Below are 12,925 nucleotides of genomic sequence, written 5' to 3'. Positions count from 1 at the left end.
CCCTGACTTTAACCCTTTTTTTATGCGGCGTTCACCGAGAATATACCTTAATTATAGTCCTGGTCATACTTTCGTTCACTTGAAGATTGATCTTTAGTGTTTGATTTTGCTCGTTCCTCTTGCTTTTCTTCTCGTATATCCTCCATAGGGAGCGGATCTACGGTTTGCTCGCTTTCAAACTTATCCAGGATGCTTTCTTTTTCACTGTCATATTGCTCGGGATTGTCAAATCTATCAAAACCTTGGCCCTTTTCATTATTATTGTTTTTGTCTTTCATGTGAAATGCCTCCTTAAAATAATATTTAGTTATTAAAAAGTTCCCTAATAAAGGATGTATCAAACAAAAATCAAGGTCTTCTTAATATTTCCATTTTTAATTCAAGGATTTGGGGTATATAAAAATTAAAATAGGAAGGAGTGATGGAGTATGAGCAACCAAGGCAGCTGGTATACTTCCAAAAACGAAAAGTATGAAACCTGGAAGGGACGACAGGACCGGACGGTAATAAATAAAAGCCTGCTATACTATGGGGTGCCCTCTCTTCTTATGATAGGACTTCTGATATTGGGTGCCTAAAGCTCTGCAATTCATGCAGAGTTTTTTCTTTGCTTAAAATTAATAAAATCAATGTGTGTGGACAACTTTTATCTCGTCCAGCTACAGCGCCTAGCCCCTCGGGGTCAAATAACCCTCAGAGAATAAAAGGGAAGACCGCCTTTTTTTCTCTGAGGAACATTTGCCTGTCGGGGCTGATCAAGGCGCTTCCGCTTTTGATGCGTCCAGCTACAGCGCCCAGCCACTCGGGGTCAAATAACCCTCAGAGAATAAAAGGGAAGACCGCCCTTTTTTTCAATGCGGAACATTTGCCTGTCGGGGATGATCAAAGCGTTTTAAATTTTTGTACTTTGTAAAGAGATAAGTCCTGCGGCTTTACGGATATACTAACTTAAGTTAAATTAATAATATAAAATTATACGGGGGTCCTTATACATATGGAAAAGAACGACACTTTACTTAATGATCAAATAAATGTCGGGGGGCTGGATTTTGCCTGGAAGTTGGAACAGGGATTATTCCTATTTGAAGGGGATGATGCCGTTTTATTTTGGATATCATCCGCAATGAAGTCCTTTTTCGATACAATTGAAGAGGTTTCAGGAAAAGAAGCAGCCAAAGTTGTGCTTGAAACAACAGGATTCAGACAGGGACTAGTAGTAGGTGAATATTTTCAAAGACTGGATATGCCGCTGGAGCAAGTAGCAGCAGCGATTCCGGCTACATATGCCTCCGCGGGCTGGGGAAAGATCGAAATTCACAATTTAAATAAGGATGAACATACGGCAACAGTAAGATTGAAAGACAGCTGGGAAACAAAGATTAATGTAGCACAAGGCAAGGGAAAATCCACAACATTCCTGGCTGGTCATTTTTCAGGAATATTTACCGGACTGTTTGGTGCTAATGTATGGTTCACCTTGCAAAAGGATCAGATACAAAATGAAGAGTACAGTGAGTTTCAATTTGCTCCCTCAGATATCACCATAGAAGAAAACATTCATGATCTTGCCAGAAAATCCGAATCGGATAGAATAGTGAAACTGGAGAGTATGGTGGAAGAACGAACACAGGAGCTCACCGACCTTGTAAAAGAAATTTCATCGCCTATCATTCCAGTGCTGGAAGGGATAGTCGTTGTCCCTTTACTCGGCAAATACGATGAGAATCGATCAGAAGACCTGATTACCAAGACTCTTAATAATCTTCCTAAACATAAAGCAGATTATCTGGTGATCGACCTCACTGGCCTTCATCAGTATATCAGCCAATTCACCGTTGAATTTCTGAGCAAGCTTGCATCTGCTGCCTCCTTGATAGGAACAGAAACGATTCTTGTAGGTATTTCACCGGAACTTGCACAGGAAATAACGGGTACCGATATGCAATTGTCACGTTTTAGTTGTTTTTCCACACTGAAGCATGGCATTTATTATGCGATCGGACAGCAAGGAAGACAGTTATATTAAAAAGCGAGCGGATTCCGCTCGCTTTTTAATTTTGTCTGATGGCCTTGAAAACCCCTGGCTATGCTGGAGGTTCCAGAGAGCTTATAGCGTGGTCGAGAACACCTTCTTTCTTTAGAAAAAGCCGGTTCCTTATCACTTCATGCCAGTCCAGCAGGAGGGGAGGTATCCTTGCTGATTGGCATTAATTAAGCCTAAAATAAGCGGAGTTTTTCCGGTTAAGCTTACGAATTGAATGTTATTTAGAGTATATAAGCGGAATTTTTCCGCTTAAGCACTGCGAAACGAAATTATTTTAGCCTCTTTTATACAAATAAGCGGAATTTCTTCCCTTATTTCTCGAAGTTTTTTCAGCCGGAATAAATAGCCAGGGAAAATAATTCATTGGCCCTTTTAGGCCGAGGCTGGTAAGGAAGGCTTCCAGCCGCAGAGAAAGAGGCTGGGACATAAGTTGAGATAGTAGAAAAATAAAACCGCATGAGTTCAAGGTTTTATACTTGATTTCATGCGGTTCTTTCATTTTAATAGGCTCTATTTGAAAGATGTTGCTTTTAAGGTTATTTATCGATTTTTCCTGAACGTAGACGGATTGGAGCGGAAGGTGTGCGACCTCCTGCGGGACTAGCGGGACAGGTGAGACCCCGCAGGCAAAGCCGAGGAGGCTCATCCAGCTCCAGCGGCCAGCGACTAGCAGATTTCGGTCTCTCTCCTTGCGATAAGTCATCATCGAATCGCGGTCGCTCTCCGTGATTCCTTTATCTCATGCGAGAGCCCTAAAATCTGTACGTCGCTGAACGGCCACTTCCGCTTTTGCTTCACCGCCCGCCCCGCGGAGTCGTGCACCTGGAGCGCAAATCCATTCTTTTTACTCAGCCGCAATCTTTGCGAAGAGAGCTTTTTATTATGGTTTTGTCCCAGCCTCTTTGTTTTGAAGTTATCAAACGCCCAGGGCAAACCTCCTGCCATCTTTGTTCCATCATAGCAGGAGGTATGCTCTGCGAATGACATGAACAATCTTAGTCGAGCCAGATTGAGAGAGAAAAACTGAAAATTTAAAAGCAATTAATATAGAAAACAGCTGTACAAAAGTGTCATTTCATGGTGAGGTCGAGTTTATACGTTTATAGAGGAGGGAAAAAGAATGGAGGGAGGGGTAAAGAATGCCAAATAAACTAATTGGAGTCTACAGCACAGCGAAACAGCTGATTTCTGATTTAGAAGATAGACAGTTAAAAGATTCAGAGTCTGCTATTCTTTTTTTTACTGCGAACCCTAAACAGTATCAGTTTCTTGAAAATGAAACTTCTTTTAAAGGGAACCTGATGGAAACTGCATCGGCAAATGACGACAGCGGCATACACAGCTTAGCTACCGCCTTTGATGAGGATGATGGTTCTTTAGAATTAATGAGGTTAGAAAAGGTTCTTCTTGATAATGGCTTTTCTGAAGAAGATGCCCAAGAATGTAAGACTTATTTGCATAAAGGAATGATAGTTGCGGCAGAAAAGGTTTAACTGACAGAATGCAGTGGTAAGAATCAATTGTAGCAAAGATAATATTTTAGGAGGTTTTACATATGAATAAAACAGAATTAATTAATGCAGTTGCTGAATCAGCGGAATTAAGCAAGAAAGATGCAGAAAATGCCGTCAAGGCGGTCCTGCAGAATATTGAAGAAACTCTTGCAAAAGGTGATAAGGTACAATTAATCGGTTTCGGTAATTTTGAAGTCAGAGAACGTTCTGCAAGAAAAGGGAGAAACCCTCAAACAGGAGAAGAAATGGAAATCCCGTCCAGCAAACAACCTGCATTCAAGCCAGGCAAAGCTTTAAAAGACAGCGTGAATAACTAATAGTCCCTCAAAGACCAGTCATAGTGCTGGTCTTTATTTGTAGGCATAGAAAATTCTTTTCACTTTAAATTGGTCTCATAATTAAGAAGTGATGTATCTCTTTAGGGCTCAAAAAGACTGTACATAAAATGGACAGTCTGGTCTGAAATTTAATGAATTTCAGCGATAAATCAGCTGCATTGTCATGCTGTTTTATTAGATTAAAAGAAAATAATTTTAATAGCTTCCCAGCCAAAGTAAAAACCAAAGCCGATCAGAGAAAGACCCGATACACATGAGATGACGACAAGTAACTTGTCAGTAAGGAATTTTCTGAAGGAACTTGACAATGCCGCCATACTGACATCCCATAGTGTAATTCCAATGAATATAGCACCGCTGTAGAGGACCAGATGAGCATGGTCATAAGTCTGGGCTGTTTTGGCAAGAACAGATCCATAAATCCCCAGCCAAAATAAAATGGTTAACGGATTGGACAGAGCCATCAGAAAACCGGTTAAGAAAGTTTTCAGGTAAGAATCACTGTTCTGCCTGTTGGTAGAACTGATCTTTCCAGCTCCAAGGAGGCTTTCAATCCCGGTATAAACCAGTACGAAAAATCCAAAGGACCAAAGGAACGTCTGTACTAAGGGGGTATCTAGAAAGCTGACGACACCAAAATAAACAACCAGCATGTATAGAAAGTCGGCTGCCACAGAGCCTATTCCAATGAGCCAGGCATGCCAAAACCCACTTTTAATTCCCCGGTCGAGCTGTGCCGCATTGATAGGTCCAATCGGTGCGGCGAGCGATAACCCGAGAAAGATATAGCTTATAAAGACAGCCATTTTTTCACCCCTAAATAAGATAACTTGTACATCTTATTCAGAAGTTGTCTTATTTATCACTTCTAAATAGTATCCACATTGCAGCTGGTTCAATTGAAACGGAGAAGGTCCACTTGCCGGATAAGCTAATGGCAAAGCGGGTAATTATAGGTACTAAAATTAGAAGAGTCCAATGTGATCTTAAGGATCCTGTAAGAGAATTAAAAAGGAAGACGCCACTCAAATTCTAACAAGTTATATAACCCCAAATTCAAGGGTGAGTGGCGAAGGCTTCATAATTAATAGTTATAGGGAAGCTTGAGTTTCTTCCAAAATTCTCATCATTTCTTGAGCACGGTGATATTGTTGTTGTTCTTCTTGTGAGGCGTCATGGATAATATCATGGACGCTATTCAGCAGTGATTGTGCGTAATGGATATCAAGTGACGCTCGTTGATAGTGCTGGGGATCATTGTTCCCTTGAGCATCCATTAAATGACGTTCAGCGATATCTACTTGTATTAATGCTTCTTTTAATTTTTGACTTATCATAGTCAATCCTCCTGGGTGATGTTAATAAAAGGCTCTTTTCATAAACTTTTTGGTTTTTAGATATTTGATTCCAAAAGATAGTTCCCGTGAAAAACGGAAAAAACATAAGTATTCAGGGGGGATCAGGCTTTTGGGATTTTACGAAAGCAGCAATGAATGAGAAAACAGCCTAATAAAAAGGGAATATTCCGTTTGGAATATCCCTGAATGATTTAGCAGTCTTCATTCTTATGCTGATGAAGTGGAGGAGGGATTAACCAGCCTTTTTCTTTATTAAGACGAAGAAGCTTGCCTCCCAATGTTACTTTCTGCATATGGAATTGTCCAAACATCATTGCGATGTCTTCTCTAACTGATTGTCCTATAGCTTGGCTGCATGCGACCAATCCGCCAGCAATATCCATTGATAGTGTTGCTGATATCTCAGGATCCTGGAATCTCGCTCCTACCGGGATATCTTCAAGGCAAGCATTTGGGCGCTCTGGAGGAGAAGGAGGAAGGCCGACGCCATTCTCTTTCAGCAGTTCTTCAATTTGCTTGATTTCCTGCTGTCCGTTTTGGATGAGCTCCTCTATAAACTTATTTAAATCTTCATCACCTGTATGATTCTTTAACGTTTGATAACCTGCCACCATTCCTTTTGCAGCCAGTAAAAAAGACCAGGCTCCAAAAACCTCACCATAATGCATTGGTTCTTCTTTAGGATTTCCGCTTAGAATACCCATTGTAATCCTCCTGAAAACATTCATTTTTTGTGCCACCTCTTTCAATATGCACAACATTATTGTTTTCCATAGAGAGGATGTATATTCAGTTATCATATAAAAAACATGATTTTAAGGGAAGGACTCATTTGGGGTGCATAAGGGTGAGAGGTAAAAGGTGATAGGCAATTGCTAGCAGATTGAAAGCACTTGCTACGAAGAAGAAAGCATTGAAGCAAAAGCCTTTTGAAAAAGAAAAACGGGTATATCAGTTGCAGGCATCCCGTCCAGTTCTTTTTGAAAGGCTCTTTTCATAACCTTGGCTGCTATTTTTTACTAAATCCGAAAAAATAATCCTATTACAAAGATGAAATCTGGTAACACCGAAAAGAAAAGAGCTGCTCCTCCCCGCTAGAGTTAAAATTCTTAGTCCGGGGTTATCCGTAAGCAACAATATAAATGAAAACAGCACTATGAAAAAGCCTTGAGGCCTATAACACTTATATCAATACAACTGATGAAAAAGATTCTTTTAAGATCTCTCGATTCGCTTAAAAACACCATGCGTGTAATAACTGCACCAGCTGATCTTATACCAGTCCAAACCGAATATCCAGTACTTATGGGAATGGATATCAGGGCAAGTGAGAGTAGGTAGAAACTTGCACCGCCTGAAACAAAGGCAAGGATAGGCGGCAGTACTTTTTTATAGCCTTCCGAAAGCTTCATGAACGTCACAAGAAGAACGTCGAATATTCCAGCTGTAATTAAATAAATCCAAGCCATTATTCAACCCTCGGAATGTTGTTACTTTTTTCGTTTCATCTCTTGAACTGAACTTCAGACCGAGCACGCCGAAGATAAGAAGGCTGATAAAAAAATTTGGCGTAACTCACATCATCTACTAAAATGATCATCCCAATTATAGAAGTTCCTCCAGCTCCTATACCTGCAAATGCTGCATAAGCAGTACCTATTGGTATCATTTTCATTGACTTTGCGAAAAAATAAAAACTGATCAGCAGAAGGATTACAGTTATAACGCTGGGTATAGGTTCGCTAGCCCTTCGATAAAGATAACCCGATGGCCCAGCCAACTTCTAATACTCCGCCGATTAAAAGATAGATCCACGCCATACTCATCATCCTTTCTTTTTATATACTTTTCAATCCCATTTACTTTATCCATTTTAAAGGAGAAAGCGCAAATAGAATGAATCTAAATCAACGAGTAGTATACAGTCATACCAGTTTCGTTCTTGTTTTACGGAGTAAAATGTTTTACTATTTAAGGTAAAGGAGTGAGGGGATGAATACGAATATTAAGTTGAATGCAGCCTTATTACGGAGACGGGTTCCTAATCTTACTTCAGCAGCTAAGGCTGTTGGTTTGAGGCCTGCTACAGTATCTAACCTCTGTACTGGAAAGATACCGGTTGGCAGAGCAGAGGTAAAGACTATTGTCGCGCTTGCTTCCTTAGCCAACTGCACGATTGATGAACTGCTGATTCGGGGCAGCGGCCTGGAAATGATTGAAAGCGGGATTAAAGTGGTGGATATCTTTTGTCCGATTGTTAAAGGGGGAAAGATCGGATTTATAGCGAGGGCTCAAATGGGACAGCTTGTTCTGTTGAATGAGCTGATTATCAGGCTTAAAGACAAGGGCTTTCAGATGATTTTCGTTGATGAAAATTCTACTGTCCCGGATGTCGCTGAGGCCAGAGCAGCCTGTGATCATGTTTTCCAAAATACAGAAGAAGTTTTTGACCTGCTTAAGAAATTTGAAAATAAGGAAGACGCCATCATAATAGCAGACCGGGCCATTGTAAAATCAGGAGAATTGTTTGCCATGATGGAACGGTTCGAACAGGCTGGTTTTCCTGACATTACAACCTTCTTATATGATCCAAGCGGGGAGGTTGTTGATGTTGAAGATCCTTATGGACCACTCGATTCTCTTATTCCTTTTGACATGGACTTGTCTGTCAGACAAATGTATCCAGCAGTGCAGCCAGTTAAAGCAACTTCAACCTTGTTAGAAGACGCCCTCGTGGATAATAACCACTTATCAATCCAGCGCAGGGCAAGAAAGCTTTTAAGAAGGTACAGGGAAATTCGGATACTTATCAATAATATTGGTGAAGAGAGAATTCCTCAATCGGAAATGGCTCTTTTTCATAGGGGGCAGCGATTAGAAGCATTTCTAACTCAGCCTTTTTATGCTGCAGAAGCTTTTACTAATCTAAAAGGAGAATACGTTCCCGTGGAGGTCTCGCTGGCAGGTGTACAGAAAATAATTGATGGAGGAGCCGACAGCATGTCAGCAGAACAGCTTAAATATATCGGCAAGCTATAGTTTTTATAGTCACCAGGATGACAGTCTCTCTTTAAAGCTTTTAAAAACCCGGAAAAGAGGCTGACCCGCCAAGTGAGTCAGCCTGTTTTTTATTTATATCCCTTAACCTCTACCAATGTATCTTTATCATCTTTATCTGATTTTTTAATGATGGAAATCGATCCGTCAGACTCCAATACAACGGTGTCTATTCTCTTCATCGAACCAATTCCTTGCGAACGGGCCGCTTGGAATATAGCTTTTTTCGGTACCCGTTCCTTCTTCATAGGTCCCTCCCTGAAAACCCCGTCCTGATAAAGAACTTGAGGGTCCGATTTGATAATTTTGTTGAACCAGTCAATATGTACAGCGAGCTTGGCGATAACATATTGGAGAGCAATCAACATAAAGAATGCCGTTGTTCCTTGTGCCCAGGTAATATTCTTATCAAGAAGAATGGAAGAGAGAGTGGACCCCATCGCAACAGTTATCACTAAGTCAAAGGCATTTAACTTAGAAAGGGTGCGTTTTCCTGAAATTCTAAGAAGAATAACAAGCGAGATATAAGAGAAAATCGCAATTATGATAGTTCTCTCGATGATATCGAAACCGGAAAAAAACATGGAAATCCTCCTTTCTTTGTCTCTGTTGTTATTTTTCCTTATATGAGAGTCCTCAAACAAAAACCCCCTTCAAATGAAGAGGGCTGGATTGTTTAACTATTCGATTCTGCAGCAGCTGAGGACGCCTCACGCTGGTTCTTTTTCATTCTTTTTTTCATTGCCTTCACGAGGAAGCCGCCTTTGAATCGGCGCGGTTCATATGAAATGACGAAGGCACGCGGCTCATGTTCTTCAACAATTTCAAGAAGTTCTTCCTCACGGTTCCGTTTTGTCAGTATTTCAAGCTGGTACCGTTTGCTGTCACGTCCCATGCCTTCAAATACAGTTACCCCAAACCCTTCATTTCTAAGGATTTCTATTAACGTTTCATTAATATCCATCAGGTTCACCACGATGCTTGTATATCCTATTGCAAGTTTATTCTCAACTTTGCTTCCGATAAACAATCCGATACCAAATCCTAAAGCGTATACCAGCATGCTGGCGATACTCTGGTCACCGGAGAAAACCAGGGCCAAACCAAATACGTAAATCAAGGCTTCCATAAACCCAAAGGCAGAGGCTGCTACACTCATGTTTTTTACAAGGAAGATGGTCCTTAAAGTTAAAATAGGCACATAAATCAATTGCAGAGCAAAGATCAACAAAATATCTATCATGAAAAGTACTCCTTTATTTAAAAAAGTTAAGTTCAAAAAATACTTTCCAAATATAACACTGATAGCGGTCTAAAAGGAAGGGTTATTTATGATTTTTTTTGTTTTCCTTGTGTCGAATAAATTCTTGTGAAGAGGTTAGTTATACAAAGCTTTTATAGGGTGTCTTTATACATCTATCTAATGTTGATTGCTGTGTGGGAATAAGGAAGTTCTGCTGTTCCTTCAAAGAGCTTTGATATCGAAAAGAATCGGCTTTGCATATACATAAATGGAGTGTTTCAAATAAAAAGCTGTTTTCGCACACATTGCTGCCTTCGGAAAAATCCCAAGAGCGGGAATTTTTACCGGATACTAAGAGTTTTACTCTAATAGGGGATTAGTATTAAATAGCAACAAAGTTTACGAAAAGAGCTAAATAAAAACAAGGAGTGTATACTTTGCTGCCTTATGATTCATATAATCAAAGACAAAACTTCATGTATGGCTATCAACCTGGAGGATACGGGCAAGGACCTTATGGGAACACAGGATTTCAAGGAGGCTACGGACCTGGGTTAGGAGGATACCAGGGCTATGCCGGTGGATATGGGCCATTTCAAAGTCCGGGCTATGGAGGATATGGTTCTCCAGGGTATGGGGGTTATCAAGGGTTTGGAGGTTCATATGGCGGGCCTGGATATGGGCCAGGAGGAGGACTATCTCCTTTAGGTGCCGGGTTACTGGGACTCGGGGCAGGCTATTTGGGCGCTGAATTGCTCGATAACAAACGCGGATATTATTACTAAGTGTAAATAAAAAGAACTTGTTTAAAACCCTGAAAAAACAGGTGCATTTCCTTATTAAATAGGAGATGCACCTGTTTTGTTAAGCTGTTACATTACTATATTTTTCAGCCATCCGTTTGACAAACTGCCCATAATTTACAAGCCACGAAGCAGTCAAGGCGAGCAATGAATTCAGGATGGAGGCGGTAATGATTAAGCCATGCAATTGGTTGGAAGCAGTAAAAATGTACCCAGCCATAGAACTCAGGAGAATTAAAACAGATAGTGGGATTTTGGGAAAAAGAAATGTAATAAGGCCGCTTACAAAAAGTGTAACAGCACCAAGCATGAAAAATTGCAGGATCAGTGATAAGGTGAATTCCATGATATCCCTCCTTAAGGTAGTTTCCACTACCATACCCCATTTGTACAAAGGGTAATCTAATATATGCAAAATCAGTTTTTCTGGAAAAATGTGGTTCTTACTTCCTGCTACAACTGTTTGATTAAAGCTGCACGACAGAAGCAGAAGTAATGACTAAGAACATGTTGAATAACAAAAAATATTTACGAATTCAGACACTTCAAATCAATATAAAAAGGAGGGGGCTGCCCTCCATTTTTTTACTTATTCTCTTGATTATCCGACTTGACTTCATCTGGGAAACCTGCTTTAGTCGCTGCTTTGAAGTCTTTTACGTATTGCACCTCTTGGGAACTGGATAGTCCATTATTTCTTTCAGTATTAATCCCTTTGTATGGAAGTCTCTTCTCATTTCTGCCTGCCATGATGATTCTTCTTTCAAAGTAATTAATATCTTGCTTATTGATTAATTACCCTGAAGGAAACAGACTAAACAGCTTGTACTTTAGTGTCTGAAAGGTTGAAAGAAACTATTCCTTTCAGTCCTTTAGAGCGTTGCTGTTTTTATTGTTCTTCCCTTATAAGGGGAGGGAGGTTTTCCGTACGCTGCGGTCCGTATGTGCTTCCGGCATTTTGCTTGATATGTTTATTTCCGGGGTATATGGACTTATGCTCATGAGATAGTTTAGCCACTTTTCCCCGATCTGTATTAACCATTCAAAATCCTCCTTAAAAGAATAATGCAGTGTGAGTACTATGCAGTATTTATCTTGGCAGGTCGATATCCTTGCCTTCCAGATTCTCAATTTTTCCATCAATAGTGCCTTCAGTCAGGCTGTCGCTTGCCTGTTCGTGTGTCATTGCAAGTCCTTGTGAAAGCTCATCACTCTTCTTGTAGTCAGAAACATCGTACGTTCTTCCGGCAAGATCAGTAGATGGGCTCTTTTGTTTTTTATCCATATTTTTCACCTCTTTTATTCTTCAACGTAAGGGTCATGTTCGTAGGCAGGCAGATCACCAAAGGTTGTCATGGTCCCTTCTTCATCTAGAGCTTGTTCATACATTTCATGTTGTTTGTTAGGATACACGGTGACATTCCTGCCTTCGATATCATTACCGGTAAAATTCTCGAAATCCTCCGTATACCCAACATTCTCCTCATAATCGATATAAACGTCATTATAATCATCTGGAGGATTCATCAAGGCAGAAGGGGATTCAGAAGTACCCCATTCTGCTACCGCCTGCCATGAGTCTTCTGCATCATAAGCCGTATTCTCATCCTTTTCATACAAAAAGAACTTACCGAATGGCGGCATAAGGACACCTTCTTCTATAGGACGGTTATGAGAAACGGTCTGATCAGGGCTGTGTTCTTTGCAATATAAGGCAGTAGGAATGGCCTCAAGCCTTTCGACCGGGATATCCTTCCCGCATTCATGGCACTTTCCATAACTGCCTTCTTCCATTGCAGCCAGGGCCTTTTGTATACTTTCAAGCTCATAGTCAAGGTGCTGATGCAGGGCTATATCCTTTTCTCTCTCATAAAGTTCGGTGCCCTCGTCCCCGGGATGATTATCATAACTGGATAATTCGCCAACTGTTTCATGAGGATGTCCTTGATTAAGGTCGAAATTGTCGTTATCTTCCTGTCTTTTAATAATGGTCTTTTCCAGTTCTCCTAAAGTTGAGCGGAAGGCAGACAGTTGTTGTGCAGTCAGTGTCATTTCATCATTCCTTCCAAGAAATTTTCTTTTTTAGTATGGAACACATTCAGAAAATCATGATTGTTAAATGATACCGGATCCATTATTGGTTTATTTGTGCGGTGAAGGGATAACTTTCGGTAAGGATGTGAAAAACAACTGCCTGACAGGGCGGAAGATTTATTTAGGTTTAGGAAATTATAAAACCACCCTCTGTTGATAATTTGCAGCTGAATTATCCACGTCCAGCTACAGCGCCTAGCCCCTCGGGGTCAAATAACCCTCAGAGAATAAAAGGAAAGACCGCCTTTTTTTCTCTGAGGAACATTTGCCTGTCGGGGCTGATCAAGACGCTTCCGCTTTTGATCCGTCCAGCTACAGCGCCTAGCCCCTCGGGGTCAAATAACCCTCAGAGAATAAAAGGAAAGACCGCCTTTTTTTCTCTGAGGAACATTTGCCTGTCGGGGCTGATCAAGACGCTTCCGCTTTTGATCCGTCCAGCTACAGCGCCTAGCCCCTCGGGGTCAAATAACTCTC

19 protein-coding genes are annotated in these 12,925 nt (G+C 40.8%); 6 read left to right on the top strand and 13 right to left on the bottom strand.

Going from position 1 to position 12,925, the window contains the following annotated elements; genetic code table 11:
* Positions 1 to 47: 47 nt before the first annotated feature.
* On the bottom strand, positions 48 to 278 hold the full coding sequence (locus FZC79_RS00235) for a hypothetical protein (RefSeq protein ID WP_148944911.1): 231 nt from the start codon (positions 276 to 278) through the stop codon (positions 48 to 50).
* A 150-nt stretch (positions 279 to 428) separates the two neighbouring features.
* Between FZC79_RS00235 and FZC79_RS22885 the strand changes: the two genes are divergently transcribed.
* The 4 genes from FZC79_RS22885 to FZC79_RS00215 all read left to right on the top strand — a co-directional run bounded on the left by FZC79_RS22885 (position 429) and on the right by FZC79_RS00215 (position 3,875).
* Positions 429 to 578 (top strand): hypothetical protein, encoded by a 150-nt coding sequence (locus tag FZC79_RS22885; RefSeq protein WP_187442590.1) that lies wholly within the window; start codon positions 429 to 431, stop codon positions 576 to 578.
* Positions 579 to 994: 416 nt separating this feature from the next.
* Entirely contained in the window at positions 995 to 2,026 is a 1,032-nt protein-coding gene (locus FZC79_RS00230; RefSeq protein WP_148944910.1) for an STAS domain-containing protein, read from the top strand.
* Between the two features lie 1,157 nt (positions 2,027 to 3,183).
* The gene (locus FZC79_RS00220; protein ID WP_148944908.1) at positions 3,184 to 3,537 is read left to right on the top strand and encodes a hypothetical protein; all 354 of its coding nucleotides are present in this window, start codon (positions 3,184 to 3,186) and stop codon (positions 3,535 to 3,537) included.
* Positions 3,538 to 3,599: 62 nt separating this feature from the next.
* Complete coding sequence (locus FZC79_RS00215; protein ID WP_148944907.1) at positions 3,600 to 3,875, top strand: HU family DNA-binding protein; 276 nt, start codon at positions 3,600 to 3,602, stop codon at positions 3,873 to 3,875.
* Positions 3,876 to 4,075: 200 nt separating this feature from the next.
* Here the strand turns inward: FZC79_RS00215 and FZC79_RS00210 are convergent, their stop codons facing one another.
* From FZC79_RS00210 to FZC79_RS00190, 5 genes are all read right to left on the bottom strand, one after another.
* Positions 4,076 to 4,702, bottom strand: coding sequence for a LysE family transporter (locus FZC79_RS00210; RefSeq protein WP_148944906.1), 627 nt, complete (start codon positions 4,700 to 4,702; stop codon positions 4,076 to 4,078).
* 285 nt (positions 4,703 to 4,987) lie between these two features.
* The gene (locus FZC79_RS00205; protein ID WP_148944905.1) at positions 4,988 to 5,233 is read right to left on the bottom strand and encodes a hypothetical protein; all 246 of its coding nucleotides are present in this window, start codon (positions 5,231 to 5,233) and stop codon (positions 4,988 to 4,990) included.
* A 212-nt stretch (positions 5,234 to 5,445) separates the two neighbouring features.
* A complete protein-coding gene (locus FZC79_RS00200) occupies positions 5,446 to 5,958 on the bottom strand; it encodes a DUF3231 family protein (RefSeq protein WP_148944904.1) in 513 nt (170 codons plus the stop codon).
* Positions 5,959 to 6,408: 450 nt separating this feature from the next.
* Positions 6,409 to 6,723 (bottom strand): DMT family transporter, encoded by a 315-nt coding sequence (locus FZC79_RS00195; RefSeq protein ID WP_148944903.1) that lies wholly within the window; start codon positions 6,721 to 6,723, stop codon positions 6,409 to 6,411.
* 35 nt (positions 6,724 to 6,758) lie between these two features.
* Positions 6,759 to 7,034, bottom strand: coding sequence for an SMR family transporter (locus FZC79_RS00190; protein ID WP_353733596.1), 276 nt, complete (start codon positions 7,032 to 7,034; stop codon positions 6,759 to 6,761).
* A 212-nt stretch (positions 7,035 to 7,246) separates the two neighbouring features.
* Here FZC79_RS00190 and FZC79_RS00185 point away from each other — a divergent pair, with 212 nt between their 5' ends.
* Positions 7,247 to 8,293 (top strand): ATP synthase beta subunit C-terminal domain-containing protein, encoded by a 1,047-nt coding sequence (locus FZC79_RS00185; protein WP_148944902.1) that lies wholly within the window; start codon positions 7,247 to 7,249, stop codon positions 8,291 to 8,293.
* A gap of 89 nt (positions 8,294 to 8,382) precedes the next feature.
* Here FZC79_RS00185 and FZC79_RS00180 read toward each other — a convergent pair whose 3' ends face one another.
* Positions 8,383 to 8,895 (bottom strand): DUF421 domain-containing protein, encoded by a 513-nt coding sequence (locus FZC79_RS00180; RefSeq protein ID WP_148944901.1) that lies wholly within the window; start codon positions 8,893 to 8,895, stop codon positions 8,383 to 8,385.
* A gap of 92 nt (positions 8,896 to 8,987) precedes the next feature.
* Positions 8,988 to 9,554: a DUF2179 domain-containing protein gene (locus FZC79_RS00175; RefSeq protein WP_148944900.1), complete on the bottom strand. Its 567-nt coding sequence runs from the start codon at positions 9,552 to 9,554 to the stop codon at positions 8,988 to 8,990.
* A 437-nt stretch (positions 9,555 to 9,991) separates the two neighbouring features.
* On the opposite strand from FZC79_RS00175, the gene FZC79_RS22880 reads away from it, so the two are divergent.
* Positions 9,992 to 10,339 carry a hypothetical protein gene (locus tag FZC79_RS22880; RefSeq protein ID WP_187442589.1) on the top strand — a complete coding sequence of 116 codons (348 nt, stop codon included), beginning with the start codon at positions 9,992 to 9,994 and terminating at the stop codon, positions 10,337 to 10,339.
* Between the two features lie 79 nt (positions 10,340 to 10,418).
* Here the strand turns inward: FZC79_RS22880 and FZC79_RS00165 are convergent, their stop codons facing one another.
* From FZC79_RS00165 to FZC79_RS00150, 5 genes are all read right to left on the bottom strand, one after another.
* Positions 10,419 to 10,703, bottom strand: coding sequence for a hypothetical protein (locus tag FZC79_RS00165; RefSeq protein ID WP_148944899.1), 285 nt, complete (start codon positions 10,701 to 10,703; stop codon positions 10,419 to 10,421).
* Between the two features lie 239 nt (positions 10,704 to 10,942).
* On the bottom strand, positions 10,943 to 11,107 hold the full coding sequence (locus FZC79_RS00160) for a YfhE family protein (RefSeq protein ID WP_148944898.1): 165 nt from the start codon (positions 11,105 to 11,107) through the stop codon (positions 10,943 to 10,945).
* A gap of 139 nt (positions 11,108 to 11,246) precedes the next feature.
* Positions 11,247 to 11,399 (bottom strand): hypothetical protein, encoded by a 153-nt coding sequence (locus FZC79_RS22875; protein WP_187442588.1) that lies wholly within the window; start codon positions 11,397 to 11,399, stop codon positions 11,247 to 11,249.
* A 48-nt stretch (positions 11,400 to 11,447) separates the two neighbouring features.
* A complete protein-coding gene (locus FZC79_RS00155; protein WP_148944897.1) occupies positions 11,448 to 11,642 on the bottom strand; it encodes a YozQ family protein in 195 nt (64 codons plus the stop codon).
* 14 nt (positions 11,643 to 11,656) lie between these two features.
* Positions 11,657 to 12,409 carry a TraR/DksA C4-type zinc finger protein gene (locus tag FZC79_RS00150; protein WP_148944896.1) on the bottom strand — a complete coding sequence of 251 codons (753 nt, stop codon included), beginning with the start codon at positions 12,407 to 12,409 and terminating at the stop codon, positions 11,657 to 11,659.
* Positions 12,410 to 12,925 lie beyond the last annotated feature (516 nt).

Source organism: Rossellomorea vietnamensis, assembly GCF_008180615.1.
Classification (GTDB): Bacteria; Bacillota; Bacilli; order Bacillales; family Bacillaceae_B; genus Rossellomorea; species Rossellomorea vietnamensis_D.
The sequence above is the reverse complement of the archived record's forward strand: the minus strand, read 5'-3'. Positions and strand labels throughout refer to the sequence as shown.

What these genes read in the sequence shown, in the direction of transcription:
- FZC79_RS00235 (WP_148944911.1), bottom strand. Translation starts at nt 278, where the DNA reads ATGAAAGACAAAAACAATAATAATGAAAAGGGCCAAGGTTTTGATAGA.
- FZC79_RS22885 (WP_187442590.1), top strand. Translation starts at nt 429, where the DNA reads ATGAGCAACCAAGGCAGCTGGTATACTTCCAAAAACGAAAAGTATGAA.
- FZC79_RS00230 (WP_148944910.1), top strand. Translation starts at nt 995, where the DNA reads ATGGAAAAGAACGACACTTTACTTAATGATCAAATAAATGTCGGGGGG.
- FZC79_RS00220 (WP_148944908.1), top strand. Translation starts at nt 3,184, where the DNA reads ATGCCAAATAAACTAATTGGAGTCTACAGCACAGCGAAACAGCTGATT.
- FZC79_RS00215 (WP_148944907.1), top strand. Translation starts at nt 3,600, where the DNA reads ATGAATAAAACAGAATTAATTAATGCAGTTGCTGAATCAGCGGAATTA.
- FZC79_RS00210 (WP_148944906.1), bottom strand. Translation starts at nt 4,702, where the DNA reads ATGGCTGTCTTTATAAGCTATATCTTTCTCGGGTTATCGCTCGCCGCA.
- FZC79_RS00205 (WP_148944905.1), bottom strand. Translation starts at nt 5,233, where the DNA reads ATGATAAGTCAAAAATTAAAAGAAGCATTAATACAAGTAGATATCGCT.
- FZC79_RS00200 (WP_148944904.1), bottom strand. Translation starts at nt 5,958, where the DNA reads ATGGGTATTCTAAGCGGAAATCCTAAAGAAGAACCAATGCATTATGGT.
- FZC79_RS00195 (WP_148944903.1), bottom strand. Translation starts at nt 6,723, where the DNA reads ATGGCTTGGATTTATTTAATTACAGCTGGAATATTCGACGTTCTTCTT.
- FZC79_RS00185 (WP_148944902.1), top strand. Translation starts at nt 7,247, where the DNA reads ATGAATACGAATATTAAGTTGAATGCAGCCTTATTACGGAGACGGGTT.
- FZC79_RS00180 (WP_148944901.1), bottom strand. Translation starts at nt 8,895, where the DNA reads ATGTTTTTTTCCGGTTTCGATATCATCGAGAGAACTATCATAATTGCG.
- FZC79_RS00175 (WP_148944900.1), bottom strand. Translation starts at nt 9,554, where the DNA reads ATGATAGATATTTTGTTGATCTTTGCTCTGCAATTGATTTATGTGCCT.
- FZC79_RS00165 (WP_148944899.1), bottom strand. Translation starts at nt 10,703, where the DNA reads ATGGAATTCACCTTATCACTGATCCTGCAATTTTTCATGCTTGGTGCT.
- FZC79_RS00160 (WP_148944898.1), bottom strand. Translation starts at nt 11,107, where the DNA reads ATGGCAGGCAGAAATGAGAAGAGACTTCCATACAAAGGGATTAATACT.
- FZC79_RS22875 (WP_187442588.1), bottom strand. Translation starts at nt 11,399, where the DNA reads ATGGTTAATACAGATCGGGGAAAAGTGGCTAAACTATCTCATGAGCAT.
- FZC79_RS00155 (WP_148944897.1), bottom strand. Translation starts at nt 11,642, where the DNA reads ATGGATAAAAAACAAAAGAGCCCATCTACTGATCTTGCCGGAAGAACG.
- FZC79_RS00150 (WP_148944896.1), bottom strand. Translation starts at nt 12,409, where the DNA reads ATGACACTGACTGCACAACAACTGTCTGCCTTCCGCTCAACTTTAGGA.